The sequence below is a fragment of the Streptomyces sp. NPDC050211 genome (genome assembly GCF_040656035.1).
In the GTDB taxonomy this organism is placed as follows: domain Bacteria; phylum Actinomycetota; class Actinomycetes; order Streptomycetales; family Streptomycetaceae; genus Streptomyces.
The window spans coordinates 97,441-113,533 of the sequence record NZ_JBFALC010000030.1 but is presented as its reverse complement, the minus strand read 5'-3'; the positions used below and the strand labels follow the sequence as shown (position 1 = coordinate 113,533).

Below are 16,093 nucleotides of genomic sequence, written 5' to 3'. Positions count from 1 at the left end.
GTTCCGCTGCGCGAGGGCAGCGAGGAGTACCTCGACTCGGAGAAGTACCAGCTCAAGCTGCGCGACTGGGAAGCGGCCGAACGCGCGGGGGCCACCATCACCCCGCTGATCACCCAGCTCAACACCATCCGGCGACGCCACCCCGCACTGCGAAGGCTCAGGAACCTCACCTTCCACGAAACGGACAACGACGCCCTCATCGCGTACAGCAAACGCACGGGCGACGACACGGTGATCGTGGTCGCGAACCTGGACCCGCACCACGCCCAGGAGGCCACGGTCTCGTTGGACATGCCGCAACTCGGCCTGGACTGGCACGAGTCGGTGTCCGTGCACGACGAGCTGTCGGGTGAGACATACCGGTGGGGCAGGACCAACTACGTCCGCCTGGAGCCCGGCCGGGCTCCCGCGCATGTACTCCACGTGGAGCGGGCGCCCAACGGAGGGTCGGCAGTGTCATGACCGTCAACCAGCCCGTCCCGGACACCTTCGAGGACACTCCCGCCAAGGACCGGGACCCGGAGTGGTTCAAGCGAGCGGTCTTCTACGAGGTCCTCGTCCGCTCCTTCCAGGACAGCAACGGCGACGGCGTCGGCGACCTCCGCGGCCTGACCGCCAAGCTGGACTATCTCCAGTGGCTGGGCGTGGACTGTCTCTGGCTGCCGCCCTTCTTCCAATCGCCCCTGCGGGACGGCGGCTACGACGTCTCCGACTACACGGCCGTCCTGCCGGAATTCGGTGACCTGGCCGACTTCGTGGAATTCGTCGACGCCGCCCACCAGCGCGGTATGCGCGTCATCATCGACTTCGTCATGAACCACACCAGCGATCAGCACCCGTGGTTCCAGGAGTCCCGCCTCCAGCCCGACGGCCCGTACGGCGATTACTACATGTGGGCCGACGACGACAAGCAGTTCCAGGACGCCCGGATCATCTTCGTCGACACGGAAGCCTCCAACTGGACCTTCGACCCGGTCCGGGGCCAGTACTTCTTCCACCGGTTCTTCTCCCACCAGCCGGATCTGAACTACGAGAACCCGGCCGTCCAGGAGGAGATCCTGGCCGCCCTCCGGTTCTGGCTGGACCTGGGCGTCGACGGCTACCGGCTCGACGCCGTGCCGTATCTGTACGCGGCCGATGGCACCAACTGCGAGAACCTCCCCGCCACGCACCAGTTCCTGAAACGCGTCCGCCGTGAGATCGACGCGCTGTATCCGGACACCGTGCTGCTGGCGGAGGCGAACCAGTGGCCGGAGGACGTCGTCGACTACTTCGGCGACTACCGGACCGGCGGCGACGAATGCCATATGGCGTTCCATTTCCCGGTGATGCCGCGGATCTTCATGGCCGTACGCCGGGAATCCCGCTACCCGGTCTCCGAAATCCTCGCCAAGACTCCGGCGATTCCCTCCAACTGCCAGTGGGGCATCTTCCTGCGCAACCACGACGAGCTGACCCTGGAAATGGTCACCGACGAGGAACGCGACTACATGTGGGCCGAATACGCCAAGGACCCCCGCATGCGCGCCAACATCGGCATCCGCCGCCGGCTCGCCCCGCTCCTCGACAACGACCGCCACACGATCGAGCTGTTCACGGCACTGCTGCTGTCCCTCCCGGGCAGCCCGATCCTGTACTACGGCGACGAGATCGGCATGGGCGACAACATCTGGCTCGGCGACCGCGACGCCGTCCGCACGCCGATGCAGTGGACCCCGGACCGCAACGCGGGCTTCTCCACCTGTGACCCGGGCCGGCTGTTCCTGCCGACGATCATGGATCCGGTCTACGGCCACCAGGTCACGAACGTCGAGGCGTCCATGTCCTCACCCTCGTCGTTGCTGCACTGGACCCGCCGCATGATCGAGATCCGCAAGCAGAACCCGGCCTTCGGGCTGGGCTCGTACACCGAACTGCAGTCCTCCAACCCGGCGGTGATCGCGTTCCTGCGCGAGTACGAGGACGACCTGGTGCTCTGCGTGAGCAACTTCGCGCGCTTCGCGCAGCCCACCGAGCTGGACCTGCGCGAGTTCAGCGGCCGGCATCCCGTTGAGCTGTTCGGCGGAGTCCGCTTCCCCGCCATCGGTGAACTTCCGTACCTGCTGACCCTGGGGGGCCACGGCTTCTACTGGTTCCGGCTCGTCCGAGTCGCATCCCGCATCGGCCGACGCCACTGAGTGGGCGCCGAGGAAAGGACGCGTCACCATGCCGAAGACCGCATCGCTGCACCCCAGTCGTACGGCTGTCGCCGGGCCCATGGCCTCGCTCGCCGGGCTGCTGCGCGAATGGCTGCCGCGGCAGCGGTGGTTCGCGGGCAAGGACCGGCCCGTCACCGACCTCGCGCTGCTGTCCATGACGGAGCTGTATCCGGGCTGTCTGCATCTGCTGGTGCACGCCGGCCCTCCGGCCGTGCCCGCCCCCGGCGGCGCGAGTCCCGCGCCGGCCGGTGACTGCTACCAGCTGCTGCTCGGTGTGCGCAGGCATCTGTCGCCGCGTCTCGGCCGGGCCCTGATCGGGCGGGCGGAGGACGGGCCGCTGGCCGGCCTGACGGTGTACGACGCGCTGCACGACCCGCGCTCGGCGCAGCTCCTCCTGGAGCGGCTGCGGCATCCCGGCACGGTGGGCCCCCTCCGCTTCGAGGCTGACCCGGCCGCGGAGATCCCCGCCGGACTGCCGCCCCGGCTGCTGGACGCCGAGCAGTCCAACTCCTCGCTGGTGTACGGCGACATGTACATCCTGAAGGTCTTCCGGCGCATCCAGCCGGGCGTCAACCCCGACCTGGAGGTACCGGGCGCGCTGGCCGAGCTGGGCTGCCGCCGGGTGCCCGCGCCGGTGGCCTGGTTCCGGACCACGCATCCGCAGGAGGCGACGCTCGGCGTGCTGCAGCCGTATCTGCGGGACGCGTCCGACGGCTGGACCCTGGCGCTGCACGCGCTGTCGTCCGGTGCCGACTTCACCGCGCAGGCGCACCAGTTGGGGCAGGCGATGGCCGAGGTGCACCTCGCGCTGGCGTCGGCCTTCCCAGCGGGCGCGCACGAGGAGCACGGCCGCACGGCGGCCGCGATGATCTCGCGGCTGGACGCCGCCACCCACTGCGTACCGGCGCTGCGGCCGTTCGTCCCCGGCCTGCGGACCGCGTTCTCCGCGCTCACGGCCTGCGACACGGGGCCACCCGCCCAGCGGATCCACGGCGATCTGCACCTCGGGCAGGTGCTGCGCGCCGGGCGCGAGTGGTTCGTCATCGACTTCGAGGGCGAGCCGTCCCGGCCGCTCGCCGAGCGGTGCAGCGCCCAGTCGCCGGTGCGGGACATCGCGGGCATGCTGCGCTCCTTCGACTACGCGGCCCGGCAGCGCCGGCCGTGGCGTCCCGAGTGGGCGCGCCGCTGCAGGGAGGCTTACTGTGCGGGCTATGCCGCCCGTGCGGGCTGGGACCCGCGCAAGAAGCACGGGCTGCTGCGCGCCTACGAGACCGACCGCGCCGTGTACGAAGTGCTGTACGAAGCCAGAAACCGTCCGGACTGGCTCTCCGTGCCGATGGCGGCGATCGAGCGTCTCGCCGTGAGAGGAAGCTGAAGCCGTGGCCCTGCGTGACACCTCCCTCCCCGAGCCGTCCGGCCCGCTGCCGCCCACGGCCGCGCCCCTGGACCCCGCCGACCGTGAGCGCCTCCTGGCCGGCGCCCACCACGACCCGCACGCCCTGCTCGGCGCCCATCCGGTGCCGGGCGGGGTGGCCTTCCGGGCGCTGCGTCCGTTCGCCCGCGCGGTGAGCGTCGTGATCGACGGCCGGCGCACCGGGCTCGCCTCGGACGGGGACGGCCTCTTCTCCGCCGTACTGCCGCTGGACGCGATTCCGTCGTACACGCTGGTGGTCGCCTACGAGGACGATGAGCACGAAGTCCACGACCCGTACCGCTTCCTGCCAGCCCTCGGCGATCTCGATCTGCATCTGATCCGCGAGGGCCGGCACGAGCAGCTGTGGCGGGCGCTCGGCGCCGAGCCGATGACCCACCAGGGCGTCACCGGCACCCGCTTCACCGTCTGGGCGCCGAACGCTCAAGGTGTGCGCGTCGCCGGGGACTTCACCTGCTGGGACGGGACGGCGTTCCCCATGCGCTCCCTCGGTTCGTCCGGCGTGTGGGAGCTGTTCCTGCCCGGCATCGACGAGGGCACGCGCTACAAGTTTGAGATCACCTCCCGGTACGGCGGCCGCTTCCTCAAGGCCGACCCGATGGCCCGCCGCGCTGAGGTCCCGCCGAACACGGCCTCCGTGGTGACGGCGTCCGACTACGAGTGGGGCGACTCGGAGTGGCTGGCGCGGCGTGGGGACGTGCCCGTGCATGTGGCGCCGTTCTCCGTGTACGAGGTGCATCTGCCGTCCTGGCGGCCCGGGCTGACATACCGTCAACTGGCCGAGGAGCTACCGGCCTACGTCAAGGACCTCGGCTTCACCCACGTCGAACTGATGCCGGTCATGGAACACCCCTTCGGCGGCTCCTGGGGCTACCAGGTCACGTCGTACTACGCCCCCACCTCCCGCCTCGGCACCCCCGAAGACTTCAAGTACCTGGTGGACGCCCTGCACCGGGCCGGCATCGGCGTGATCATGGACTGGGTGCCCGCCCATTTCCCCAAGGACGACTGGGCGTTGGCCCGCTTCGACGGCGATGCGCTGTACGAGCCGGGAGACGACCGGCGGGCCGAGCATCCGGACTGGGGGACGTACGAGTTCGACTTCGGGCGCACCGAGGTGCGCAACTTCCTTGTCGCCAATGCCGTGTACTGGTGCGAGGAGTTCCACATCGACGGGCTGCGGGTGGACGCCGTCGCCTCGATGCTCTACCTCGACTACTCGCGTGACTCCGGTCAGTGGGCGCCCAATGTGTACGGAGGGCGGGAGGATCTGGACGCGGTGGCGTTCCTGCGGGAGATGAACGCGACCGTGTACCGGCGGGCGCCCGGGGTCGTGATGATCGCCGAGGAGTCGACGGCGTGGGACGGGGTGACGCGGCCGACCGACAGCGGCGGCCTGGGCTTCGGCCTGAAGTGGAACATGGGCTGGATGCACGACTCGCTGGGCTACATCGCGCACGAGCCGGTCCACCGCAAGTACCACCACAACGAGATGACCTTCTCGATGGTGTACGCGTACAGCGAGAACTACGTCCTGCCGATCTCCCACGACGAGGTCGTCCACGGCAAGCAGGCCCTGGTCTCGAAGATGCCCGGCGACTGGTGGCAGCAGCGCGCCAACCACCGTGCGTATCTGGGCTTCATGTGGGCCCACCCCGGCAAACAACTCCTCTTCATGGGCCAGGAGTTCGCCCAGGGCGCCGAATGGTCCGAGGCGCACGGACCCGACTGGTGGCTGCTGGATCCTGACTACGGCGCGGAGGCCGACCATCGCGGGGTGCGCGACCTGGTCCGCGACCTGAACACGATCTACCGGGCGACCCCGTCCCTGTGGCAGCGCGACACCGAACCGTCCGGCTTCCAATGGGTCATCGGGGACGCATGGGAGGACAACGTCTTCGCCTTCCTGAGGTACGACGCGAAGGGCGTTCCGCTCCTGTCCGTCTCCAACTTCTCCCCCGTCGTCCGCCACGACTACCGCCTCGGCGTCCCCGGCACCGTCCCCGCCTGGCACGAAACGCTCAACACGGACGCGGCGAAGTACGGCGGCAGCGACGTCACCAACCCCGGCCCGGTCACACCGGAGGACGGGCACCTCCGGATCACGCTGCCGCCGCTGGCCACGGTGTGGTTGACGCCGTACACCGTGTGACGCTCGGGCGGAGGAGACTTCTCCGTTCCCGGCACCATGGGCTGTCACCTGGGCTAGATTCGAGCCCGCCGATAACTGTGCTCGTCGGCGAAGTCACAGCCCGTACATAGCAGCAGGAGCAGCGCATGCGCGACTTCGCCCTCGCTCCACCGACCACCACGCCCATGACCGGCGGACTCGCCGACACCGTCTTCGAGACAGCGGACCTCCGGCCCACCCTCCCGGTGCTCGCGCGCCGCTCCCACCCCACCTCCCAGGTGTGGGAGGAGGTGACCGCCATCGAACTCCGCGACGAAGTGGTCGACGTGGCCAAGGGGCTCGTCGCGTGCGGGATCCTGCCGGGCAACCGCGTGGCGATCATGGCGTGTACCCGGTACGAGTGGACGGTGCTCAGCTACGCCCTGTGGGCGGTGGGCGCCGAGGTCGTGCCGATCTATCCGACGTCGTCGCGCGACCAGATCGAGTGGATCCTGCGGGACTCCGCCTGCGTGGCCATGGTCGTGGAGGACGAGCAGGCCATCATGACCGTCGGCTCCGTGTGCTCGGGGCTGCCGTTGCTGCGCCACGTCTGGCAGTTGGACGCGGGGGCGCTGGACCAGCTGACGGAACGGGGCGCGTTCATCCCGCTGGCCACGGTCGACTCGCTGCGCCGGATCGTGATGCCGGACTCCACGGCGGTCATCGCCTACACGTCCGGCACGTCGGGGCATCCTCTGGGGTGCGCGCTGAGCCACCGTGGGCTGGCGAGCCCCTGCGACACGCTGCTCGCGGGCTGGGGCCACACGGCGGCACCGCCGGGAGAGCAGCCGTCCGTGCTCGCCTTCCTGCCGTTCTCGCACGTCTACGGCCTCATGATCCAGGGTCTGTGTCTGCGCGGCGGCATCCTCATGGGCCACCAGCCCGACATCAGCGAGGGGGCACTCGTGTCGGCCCTGCAGTCCTTCCGGCCGACGTACTTCTACGCCGTTCCGTCGGTCTTCGAGAAGATCTACAAGAACTTCCTGCGGACGGCCCAGCAGACGGGCCGTGGCGCCCTGTTCGAGAAGGCGGCCGACACGGCACGGGACTTCGCCGCGGCCTGCGAACGGCAACGGCTCGGCGAGGGACCGGGGCCGGCCTTCGACCTGCGGCTGCAACACGCCCTGTTCGAACGGACGGTGTACCGCAAGCTCAGAACGGCGCTGGGCGGCCGGGCACGCCGCGCGACCTCGGGCGGTTCCCCGCTCAACCGCGAACTGTCCCTCTTCTACGAGGGCATCGGCATCTACGTCCACGACGGCTACGGCCTCACGGAGACCTGCGGCGGCATCACGATGCAGCCGCTGGGCCGGGAGCGGTCCGGAACCGTGGGGAAGGCACTGCCGGGCACGAACATCCGGGTAGCCGACGACGGAGAGATCCTGGTGCACGGTCCCTCCGTCTTCCAGGGCTACGTCAACAACGAGGCCGCCACCCGGGCCGCGCTCCGCGGCGGCTGGCTGGCGACCGGTGACATCGGACGGCTCGACCCCGAGGGCTATCTGACGATCACCGGCCGCAAGAAGGACATCATCATCACCAGCAGCGGCAAGAGCGTGGCGCCCGCGCCGCTGGAGCAGCGGCTGCGGATGCATCCCCTGGTCCATCAGGCCGTCGTCGTCGGCGACAACCGGCCCTGCGTCGGCGCCCTGATCACCCTGGACCCGGAGTTCCTGGCGCACTGGCGCGGCGCGCTCGCCCTGCCGAGCGACACACCGAGCCGGGACGCCCGGGAGGAGAACGCGCTGCGGGAGGAGATCGCGCGTGCCGTGGCGGCGGCCAACAGCGCCGTGTCCCGCTCGGAGTCCATCCGCGTCTTCCGGGTGCTGCCGGAGCCGTTCGCCCTGTCCAACGGCCTGCTGACACCGTCGATGAAGCTGCGCCGGGACGCGATCGTCGAGCACTACGCGTTCGAGATCGATGCCATGTACCAGGCGCGTTCCCGCAGTTTTCGGCGGACCGCGCCGGACGAGACCGCGGGCTGGGAGGAGTCGGACAACGTGTTCCGGTGATCTGCCGCCTACTCCCCCGTCGTCAGCCGCACCACGTTGGACTGCTCACCGAGGACGACGGCCCGGATCCGGTAGGAGGCGCGTTTCTCGCCGGGCAGGGTGGCCAGCTCGGTCGAGGTGACGTCCGGGCCGAGCACCGCGACCGGTTCGTACCAGGTGCCGCCCTTTCCGCGGATCTCCACCAGGAAGCCGTCCTCGTCGTCCGACTCGTCGGTCCAGGTGAAGCGGATGCTCTCCGTGCGGTCGGCGCGGGCCGGTGCGGAGGTGGGACCGCTATAGGACCGCAGCCGGTAGTGGAACGTCGTGTGCGGTATGAGGTCGGGGTGCCGGTATGACGTCACCTGCCGGGGCAGGTACTCCAGCACGGTATACGGTCCGTCCTCCTCGGTGGCGAACTCCAGGACGTGGCCGGCGACGCCGGGCCGGTCGTCGTGCCAGGTCAGGACGGCGTCGGTGGGTGTGGTGAGGGCGGCCTTCAGCGGCCGGTCGGGGTTTGGCGCGGGGGTCGTGCAGGCCGACAGCGCCAGGAACAGCGCTGCCGGCACCGCGATACGTGATGTCCAGGGCATACGACTGCGTGCGCCTACTTGCGCCAGAACCGGATGCCGCTCCACTCCACGGTGGCGGTTCCGTTGCCACTGTTGGTGCGGTAGGCGCCGAACTTGTCGTAGAAGCTTCCGCCGGGACTGTCGTAACTGTGCTTCAGCGAGCCGTTGATGTAGGTGCGGTGCTCGTCGCCGACCGTATGGACGGTGTTGACGCGGACGGTCGCGCCGACGGTCCCGGCGTTGGAGAGCGTGGTGCCGCCGTGCACCGCGTACAGCCGGCCGCCGCGCTCGACGGCGAGCATGAAGTACGGGCCCGAACCCGACTCGTGGAAGGTCTGTTTGAGGCTGATCCGGGTGCCGCTGAGGTTGGTGATGCGGAAGTAGCCCTCGAACTGCCGGGTGCCGCCGGTGTAGGTGGCGTAGCGGCGTTCAGCCCGTTGGTCTCCGCTCGCTGTCGAGCAGGTGAGCCGGAAGGTCAGGCCGTCGACCTGTCCGCAGCCGCGCTCCTGGACGGTGTAGCTGGGTGAGACCGACTGCCAGCCGCCGGGCTCCACTTCGGCGACGGCGTGAGGGACGGCCAGTAACGACGTGGCGCACACCGCGGTGGTCACGGTGAGCGTCCGCAGGCGTGGGTACATCCTGCCTCCTGGGGTGGGGGGTGATCGAGGTAGTCATATATGTGAATCTCGATCCCTGTCCTGAACGAACGTCTCGGACGGTAGGACCAGACCAATCACCCGTCAAGGCTTCGCGCACACACCTCATTCACACCCGCCCGGTGCGCCGGGGCACCGGGCGGGGCATGGTGGTCATCGACGCGTTCGTCTGCCTGCCGTACCCGGCTGGCGGAACGGCTGAAGGCACGGTGGGATCGATGAGGTGCGAGCCAGTGATCCAGGGGCATACGAACCGCGTCCAGTAAGACCGGCTGGAGCCGCAGAAGGGATGGACACCGTGACACGACCCAGGATCCTGGTGGTTGGCGCAGGCTTCGCCGGAGTGGCGTGCGTACGCCGCCTGGAACGCAAACTCGCCCCCGACGAGGCCGACGTCACCCTGGTGACGCCGTTCGCCTACCAGCTCTATCTGCCGCTGCTGCCCCAGGTCGCCTCCGGCGTGCTGACGCCGCAGTCGATCGCCGTATCGCTGCGCCGCAGCAAGAAGTACCGCACCCGGATCATCCCGGGCGGCGCGATAGGCGTCGACCTCAAGGCCAAGGTATGCGTCATCCGCACCATCAACGGCCAGATCGTCGACGAGCCGTACGACTACATCGTGCTGGCACCCGGCAGCGTCACCCGCACCTTCGACATCCCCGGGCTCACGGACCACGCGTTCGGCATGAAGACCCTCGCCGAGGCCGCCTACATCCGCGACCACGTCATCTCCCAGCTGGATCTCGCCGACGCCAGCCAGGATCCGGCCGAACGCGCCGCACGGCTGCAGTTCGTGGTCGTCGGCGGCGGATACGCGGGCACCGAGACCGCCGCCTGCCTCCAGCGCCTCACCCACGCCGCCGTCAAGCGCTACCCCCGCATCGACCCGGCGCTGATCAAGTGGCATCTGATCGACATCGCGCCGAAGCTGATGCCCGAGCTGGGCACCAAGCTCGGCCGAAGCGCCCAGGAGATCCTGGGCAGGCGCGGGATCGATATCTCCCTCGGCGTCTCCATCGCCAAGGCGGGACCCGAGGAAGTCACGTTCACCGACGGGCGCGTGATCCCCACCCGCACGCTGATCTGGACCGCCGGCGTGGTCGCCAGCCCGCTCATCGCCACCCTCGGCGCAGAGACGGTCCGGGGGCGGCTCGCGGTCACCGCCGAGATGAACCTGCCCGGCCACGACGGTGTCTTCGCACTCGGCGACGCGGCCGCGGTGCCCGACAAGGCCAAGGACGAGGAGGGCGCGGTCTGCCCACCGACCGCACAGCACGCCATGCGCCAGGGAAAGCGCGTCGCCGACAACGTCATCGCGACGCTGCGCAACCAGCCCATGGTGCCGTACGTCCACAAGGACCTCGGCCTCGTCGTCGACCTCGGCGGCAAGGACGCCGTGTCCAAGCCGCTCGGCATCGAACTGCGGGGCGTGCCCGCGCAGGCGGTGGCCCGCGGCTACCACTGGTCGGCGCTGCGCACCAACGTCGCCAAGACGCGGGTCATGACGAACTGGGTGCTCAACGCGCTCGCGGGCGACGATTTCGTGCGCACCGGCTTCCAGTCCCGCAAGCCCGCCAAGCTGCATGACTTCGAGTACATCCACTCGTATCTGACGCCCGAACAGGTGCGGGCGCATGTCGAAGGCACGGACCGGCAGGACCAGTGACGCCCGTGGCTGACCGGCTCTGCTGAGCATCGGCCCGGCGTGCGATGCTGAGGCCGGATCTTGGCAGGCGGCGGGAGTGAGTACGGCGGAGTGAGAGCAGCGGGACGAAGGGACCGGGCGCGGCTGCGGGACCTCGCGGCGGCGTCCGACCCCGGCCTGCTACGACTGACCGCCGGACTGCGGACAGTTGGTGCCATCGCCCTCGCGCTGGCCGTGCTCGCTCTGCTGGGATCCGACGTGACCCATCTGGTCGCGGGAGCCATGGCGGCGATGGTCGCCACCTTCGCCATCCGGGAGAATCAGCGCGCCCAGCAGGCCGTCACGCTCGCGCTGGGCCTGCCGGTGGCGCTGGCCGCCGTGAGCCTGGGGGCGCTGCTGCACTCCCATGTGGCGGCCGGTGACGCCTTCTTCGTCATGCTGGTCTTCGCCGGTGTGTATGTGCGCAGGTTCGGCGACCGGGGCACCGCGCTCGGTCTGATCGCCTTCCAGGTGTACTTCCTGTCGCTGTTCGTCGGCGCCACCGTCTCGGCCCTGCCGGAGCTGTGCGGGGCGATCGTCGTCGCCTTCCTGTGCAGCGCCGCCATGCGTTTCGTGGTGGTGCCGCAGACGGCGGCGGGGACGCTGGAGCGGCTGCGGGAGGCGTTCCGCGCCCGGCTGGCCCAGCTCGTGTCCGCCCAGCTCGACCTGCTGGACGCGGGTCCCGACGACGTCGACAAGGCGCTGGAGGACGTACGCGACGGCACGGCGCGGCTGCACGAGACGGCCATGCTGATCCAGGGCCGGCTCGACGACGGGACGTCCGACGAGACGGTGGCGCGACTGCTGCAACGCCGGGTCGCGGACGCCGAGGTCGCCGCCGAACGGCTCGGCCTGTTGCTGCTGACCGCGCGCAGCGCCGAGCGGGCGGACACGCTGACCCTGCATCTGCCGGGCGCGCCCGCCCCGACGGGCAGCCCGCTTCCGGTGCGGGACGAGGCGACCGCCACGCTGCGCCGCGACCTGGACGCCCTCCGGCTACTCGTGCTGCGGCCGGTCTCCCAGGACACCGGTACGGGGCTGTCCCACGTGCGCAACCGGCTGCTCGGCTACCGCGAAGAGGAGAACCTGCCGCCCGCGCCGCCCGCCGTGCAGGACGTCTTCCGCGGCATCGGCGAGAGTGCCCGCGCGGTCCTCGGGCTCCGGATCGCCCTCGACGGCCCGCAGGACGAGTCGGACGACACCCCGGCGACGGCCCGCTCGCGCGAGGAACTCGACGCCGAGGACGCGGCCATCACCGGCGCCGAGGAGAGCGAGCCGACGGAAACGGGGCTGCGCCGCCCCACGACACGGGCCGCCGTGCAGGTGGCCGTCGGCTCGGCGCTCGCCATCGCCGGGGGCGAGCTGCTCTCCAGCCAGCGCTGGTACTGGGCTGTGCTGACCTGCTGGATCGTTTTCATCAACACGGCGTCTACGGGCGAGATCCTGGTCAAGAGCTACCGCCGGCTCCTGGGGACCGTGCTCGGTGTCGTGGCCGGGATCGCGCTAGCGGGCCTCGTCGCCGGGCACACCTGGCCCGCGTTCGCGCTGGTGCTGCTGTGCGTCTTCGCGATGTTCTACACGGCGCCGCTGTCCTACACGCTGATGTCGTTCTTCGTCACCGCCGCACTCGGCCTGCTCTACACCCTGCTGCACACCTACAGCCTCTCGGTGCTGCTGCTGCGCGTGGAGGAGACGGCGCTCGGCGCGGCCTGCGGGATCGTCGCGGCGGCGCTGGTGCTGCCGGTCCACACGGACCGTCGTACGAACGATCTGCTGGGGACGGTACTGGAGCGGCTCGGCGAGGTCGCCGAGGCCGCCATCGACCAGCTCAGCGGCGGGCCGGAGGTCGATCTGCTGGACAAGGCGCGCGACCTGGACGAGGCGCTGGCCGATCTGAGCGCGGCCACGCAGCCGCTCACCCATCCGATCACGCCCCTGCGGACGCGACGTGACACCGCGCGCTATGTGGTGGCGCTCCTGGAGACCTGCGCGTACCACGCGCGGGCGCTGGCCGCGACCGCCGAACTCCTGCCCACCCACCCGTCGATCGCGGCGGACCCCCGGCTGCGCCGGGCCGGACGGCGGATCGCGCACAACATCGAGGCCATCGCCGGGCATGTCGCGGACGAGCACTGCACCGCCGAGGTCGAGACCGGCCCGAGCATCGCCTCGCTGCTGGAGCCCGACATCCCCGGCACCCCCCGGTTCGGCCGCGTCACCGACCGTGTGCTGCGCCATCTGCAGCGCCTGGACGAGGGCGTGGTCGGTCTGGCACGGCCGTTGAACGTGCCCGTCGGGTCGCGGTCGAAGAAGTGACGCGGGTCTTCAGGACAGCGGCACCACCGCGGTGATGCACTTGCCGCCCGACGGCAGGTCCGCGACCCGTACATCGCGGGCGAGCCGCAGAACGATCGGCCAGCCGCGCCCGCCCGGCCGCTGCCGCCCTTCCGCGTCGACCGGCGGCTCGGTCACCGGCAGGGCGTCGCTGCGGTCGCAGACCGAGACCCGTACCGCGGGTCCCTCGACGTCGACACGGAAGTCCGTGACCCCGCCGCCGTGCAGGATCGCGTTGGTCGTCAGCTCCGTGGCGACGAGCAGGGCGTCCGACAGGGCGGCGGCGCCGCACGCGGTTCCGGTGGCGCGGCAGCGTTCGGTCACCACACGCTCCACGGTTCTGCGCGCCTCGGCGGGTGCACAACTCCGCCCGGGCCAGCTCGGGGCCGACGCGCCGATGCCGGTCCTGCGATCCTCGTACATACCTCTGGCTCCTGTTCGATACGGAAAGAAGCCGGGCCCGGCTGTGTAAGAGGTCACAGTTGTTCGCCTCACCCCTGCGCATCCCGCCAAACCTCTGCCCGGGAACAGGAGTGCGGGTCGTAGCCGCCCGACACGGGGGTACCCGGATCACATGACGGATGTCGTGGACTCGGACGAACTGCTGCGGCGCATCCAGCGGGCCAGGGCCTACGCCGAACAGGAGAAGCGGACGTGGCGGTCGCGCAGCGACGCGCTCACGCCCGCCGAGCCGGACAAGGCCCGGGACGCGGCCGTACGGACGCTGGCGTACGAGGCCGTGCTCGGGGTGCTGGACGAGATCGTCACCCCGGGCAGGCACAGCGAGGAGGGCTGACCCGGGACCGGAGCGGATTGCCTGCCGTGCTGCCGGGAACCCGGATGCGCATGACGGCCGATCACGCACGCGCACCGGTCCTGGAGGCCTTGGACGACTATCGCCGCCAGGGGCACTTGTCGTTCACGCCGCCCGGGCACAAACAGGCTCGCGGGGCCGACCCGGCGGTGCGGGCGGTGCTGGGGGACGCGGTCTTCCTCGGTGACGTCCTGGCGTCGGGCGGTCTGGACGACCGGCTCCACCAGGGGCGGGTCCTGGAGCGCGCCGAGGAGCTGATGGCCGACGCGGTGCACGCCGAGCACACGTTCTTCACCACCTGTGGCAGCTCCCTGTCCGTCAAGGCGGCGATGCTCACGCTGGCGGGCCCGCACGAGAAGCTGGTGCTGGGGCGCGACGCCCACAAGTCCGTCGCCGCCGGACTGATCCTGTCCGGGATCGAGCCCGTGTGGGTCGATCCGCAGTGGGACGGTGCCCGGCATCTGGCCCATTCGCCGTCCGCGGAGGCGTTCGAGCGGGCCCTCGACCGTCACCCCGACGCGAAGGGAGCCCTGGTCACCAGCCCTACGCCGTACGGCAGTTGCGCCGACCTCAACGCGATCGCGCGGGTCTGCCACCGGCGCTCGCTGCCGCTGATCGTCGACGAGGCCTGGGGCGCGCATCTGCCCTTCCATGACGATCTGCCGTCCTGGGCCATGGACGCGGGCGCCGACATCTGCGTGACCAGCATCCACAAGATGGGCAGCGGCCTGGAGCAGGGCTCGGTCTTCCATCTGCGGGGCGACCTCGTCGCGCCGGAACTGCTGCGGTTGCGGGCGGACCTGCTGGGCACCACCAGCCCGTCGGTGCTGATCTTCGCCGGTCTCGACGGCTGGCGCCGGCAGATGGCCCTGCGAGGGAAGGAGATCATGGGCGCCACGCTCGAACTCGTCGCCGAGGTCCGGGCCGCCGTCGAGCAGATCGACGGGACGCACGTCAACGACCGCGACGACTTCTGCGGTGCGGGACTCGCCGCAGACTTCGACCCGCTGCCCGTCATGATCGACCTCGACGGCCTCGGCATCACCGGGTACCAGGCCGCCGACTGGCTCCGTGCGCACCGGAGCGTGGACGCCCACCTGGCCGACCACCGTCGTATCGGCATGCAGATCACCCACGGCGACGACGAGGAGACCACCGGGGAGCTGCTCGCCGCGCTGAAGGATCTCGCACAGGCCGCGCCCTCCATGCCCCCGGCCCCACGGGTCGACGTTCCGGCACCGGCGGAGCTGCGCCTGGAGCCGGCGATGACACCTCGGGACGCGTTCTTCGGACCCACCGAGGACGTTCCGGTGGACGCGGCCGCCGGGCGCGTCGTGGCCGAGATGATCACGCCCTACCCACCGGGGATCCCAGCCGCGCTGCCCGGCGAACGGCTCACCGAACCGGTGCTGCGGTACCTGGTGACAGGCCTGGCCGCGGGCATGAACCTCCCGGACCCCAGCGACCCGGCCCTGGACACGGTGCGGGTCGTAAAACCCGGGCCCGACGTGAAACGGGTCACCTGACCGGCTTGCAAGTGCGCGAAAGGGCCCGTGATGGTTTACGGTTCATTCATACGTGGTGACGGGGTCGACCGTATCCGTCCTCCGACACCGCCTAGAACGGCCCTGGCTGGCCTCCCCCGTCCAGCCAGGGCTTTTTCATGCCCGCCGCGGGTACTCGGGGTTGCCGTCCGCAACTGCTGTCCGCCGAGGTGCTCCGGGCGTCGGCAGCGGCTGAAATGGGCGTAGGGAAAGCACCGGATCCGATCGCCGGCGAGGAGCCCCGCGTCATGACCAAAGCGATAAAACTGCTGACTGCCCTTCCTCCGCCCCAGCGGCAGCGCCTGATGGCGCTCGCGCGGGAGGTCTCCTTCCCGGAGGACTGCCGGATCTTCGAGGCGGGTGGCCGGGCCGACCGCTTCTGGGTCATCCGCTCGGGCGCGGTCTCGCTCACACAGCGGGTGAACTCCCTGCGGCGGGTCACCGTGGCGAGTCTCGGCGCGGGCGATCTACTCGGCTGGTCCTGGCTGTTCCCGCCGCACGAGTGGGACTTCGGCGCGGAGGCGTTCAGCCCGGTACGCGCCTACGAGTTCGACGCGGCGGCCGTGCTCCAGCTGTGCGAGGAGGATGCGCAGCTCGGGCTGACGCTGGTGCGCACCGTTGCGGAGATCCTCGCGCACCGGCTCGAGACCACCCGGGGCAAGCTCATGGAGCAGTACGCGATGCACCGGCGGGGCCTGTAG

The 16,093-nt window shown here is 70.4% G+C and carries 13 protein-coding genes; 10 read left to right on the top strand and 3 right to left on the bottom strand.

The annotated features are described in order from the left end of the window. The 5 genes from AB0I98_RS27280 to AB0I98_RS27260 all read left to right on the top strand — a co-directional run. Window positions 1-462, top strand: a 462-nt coding sequence (locus AB0I98_RS27280; protein WP_362946236.1) for an alpha-glucosidase C-terminal domain-containing protein, incomplete at its 5' end; no start/stop codon positions are given. Beyond that, a complete protein-coding gene (gene treS, locus AB0I98_RS27275; protein WP_362946234.1) occupies window positions 459-2,177 on the top strand; it encodes a maltose alpha-D-glucosyltransferase in 1,719 nt (572 codons plus the stop codon). The genes AB0I98_RS27280 and treS, both read left to right, overlap by 4 nt. Window positions 2,178-2,205: 28 nt before the next feature. Further along, window positions 2,206-3,573, top strand: a complete 1,368-nt coding sequence (locus AB0I98_RS27270; RefSeq protein WP_362946232.1) for a maltokinase — start codon at window positions 2,206-2,208, stop codon at window positions 3,571-3,573. Between the two features lie 4 nt (window positions 3,574-3,577). After that, window positions 3,578-5,782 carry a 1,4-alpha-glucan branching enzyme gene (glgB, locus tag AB0I98_RS27265; protein WP_362946229.1) on the top strand — a complete coding sequence of 735 codons (2,205 nt, stop codon included), beginning with the start codon at window positions 3,578-3,580 and terminating at the stop codon, window positions 5,780-5,782. A 125-nt stretch (window positions 5,783-5,907) separates the two neighbouring features. Continuing rightward, window positions 5,908-7,812 (top strand): AMP-dependent synthetase/ligase, encoded by a 1,905-nt coding sequence (locus AB0I98_RS27260; protein ID WP_362946226.1) that lies wholly within the window; start codon window positions 5,908-5,910, stop codon window positions 7,810-7,812. An 8-nt stretch (window positions 7,813-7,820) separates the two neighbouring features. On the opposite strand, the gene AB0I98_RS27255 is transcribed toward AB0I98_RS27260, so the two are convergent. Both AB0I98_RS27255 and AB0I98_RS27250 read right to left on the bottom strand, forming a co-directional pair. After that, entirely contained in the window at window positions 7,821-8,381 is a 561-nt protein-coding gene (locus tag AB0I98_RS27255) for a fibronectin type III domain-containing protein (protein ID WP_362946224.1), read from the bottom strand. Window positions 8,382-8,395: 14 nt separating this feature from the next. Further along, window positions 8,396-8,998 carry a hypothetical protein gene (locus AB0I98_RS27250; protein WP_362946222.1) on the bottom strand — a complete coding sequence of 201 codons (603 nt, stop codon included), beginning with the start codon at window positions 8,996-8,998 and terminating at the stop codon, window positions 8,396-8,398. A gap of 307 nt (window positions 8,999-9,305) precedes the next feature. Between AB0I98_RS27250 and AB0I98_RS27245 the strand changes: the two genes are divergently transcribed. Both AB0I98_RS27245 and AB0I98_RS27240 read left to right on the top strand, forming a co-directional pair. Then, on the top strand, window positions 9,306-10,682 hold the full coding sequence (locus AB0I98_RS27245) for an NAD(P)/FAD-dependent oxidoreductase (RefSeq protein ID WP_362946220.1): 1,377 nt from the start codon (window positions 9,306-9,308) through the stop codon (window positions 10,680-10,682). A gap of 90 nt (window positions 10,683-10,772) precedes the next feature. Beyond that, window positions 10,773-13,016, top strand: a complete 2,244-nt coding sequence (locus tag AB0I98_RS27240; protein ID WP_362946218.1) for an FUSC family protein — start codon at window positions 10,773-10,775, stop codon at window positions 13,014-13,016. A gap of 9 nt (window positions 13,017-13,025) precedes the next feature. On the opposite strand, the gene AB0I98_RS27235 is transcribed toward AB0I98_RS27240, so the two are convergent. Next, window positions 13,026-13,457 carry an ATP-binding protein gene (locus AB0I98_RS27235; RefSeq protein WP_362946216.1) on the bottom strand — a complete coding sequence of 144 codons (432 nt, stop codon included), beginning with the start codon at window positions 13,455-13,457 and terminating at the stop codon, window positions 13,026-13,028. Between the two features lie 151 nt (window positions 13,458-13,608). On the opposite strand from AB0I98_RS27235, the gene AB0I98_RS27230 reads away from it, so the two are divergent. The 3 genes from AB0I98_RS27230 (at window position 13,609) to AB0I98_RS27220 (ending at window position 16,093) form a co-directional block, all read left to right on the top strand. Beyond that, a complete protein-coding gene (locus AB0I98_RS27230) occupies window positions 13,609-13,830 on the top strand; it encodes a hypothetical protein (protein WP_362946213.1) in 222 nt (73 codons plus the stop codon). 50 nt (window positions 13,831-13,880) lie between these two features. Further along, on the top strand, window positions 13,881-15,374 hold the full coding sequence (locus AB0I98_RS27225; RefSeq protein ID WP_362946211.1) for an aminotransferase class I/II-fold pyridoxal phosphate-dependent enzyme: 1,494 nt from the start codon (window positions 13,881-13,883) through the stop codon (window positions 15,372-15,374). 266 nt (window positions 15,375-15,640) lie between these two features. Beyond that, on the top strand, window positions 15,641-16,093 hold the full coding sequence (locus AB0I98_RS27220) for a cyclic nucleotide-binding domain-containing protein (protein ID WP_362946209.1): 453 nt from the start codon (window positions 15,641-15,643) through the stop codon (window positions 16,091-16,093).

Bases quoted from the DNA above. Each gene is read 5' to 3' on its own strand.
- treS (WP_362946234.1), top strand. From the start codon at position 459: ATGACCGTCAACCAGCCCGTCCCGGACACCTTCGAGGACACTCCCGCC.
- AB0I98_RS27270 (WP_362946232.1), top strand. From the start codon at position 2,206: ATGCCGAAGACCGCATCGCTGCACCCCAGTCGTACGGCTGTCGCCGGG.
- AB0I98_RS27260 (WP_362946226.1), top strand. From the start codon at position 5,908: ATGCGCGACTTCGCCCTCGCTCCACCGACCACCACGCCCATGACCGGC.
- AB0I98_RS27255 (WP_362946224.1), bottom strand. From the start codon at position 8,381: ATGCCCTGGACATCACGTATCGCGGTGCCGGCAGCGCTGTTCCTGGCG.
- AB0I98_RS27250 (WP_362946222.1), bottom strand. From the start codon at position 8,998: ATGTACCCACGCCTGCGGACGCTCACCGTGACCACCGCGGTGTGCGCC.
- AB0I98_RS27245 (WP_362946220.1), top strand. From the start codon at position 9,306: ATGGACACCGTGACACGACCCAGGATCCTGGTGGTTGGCGCAGGCTTC.
- AB0I98_RS27235 (WP_362946216.1), bottom strand. From the start codon at position 13,457: ATGTACGAGGATCGCAGGACCGGCATCGGCGCGTCGGCCCCGAGCTGG.
- AB0I98_RS27230 (WP_362946213.1), top strand. From the start codon at position 13,609: ATGACGGATGTCGTGGACTCGGACGAACTGCTGCGGCGCATCCAGCGG.
- AB0I98_RS27225 (WP_362946211.1), top strand. From the start codon at position 13,881: ATGACGGCCGATCACGCACGCGCACCGGTCCTGGAGGCCTTGGACGAC.
- AB0I98_RS27220 (WP_362946209.1), top strand. From the start codon at position 15,641: ATGACCAAAGCGATAAAACTGCTGACTGCCCTTCCTCCGCCCCAGCGG.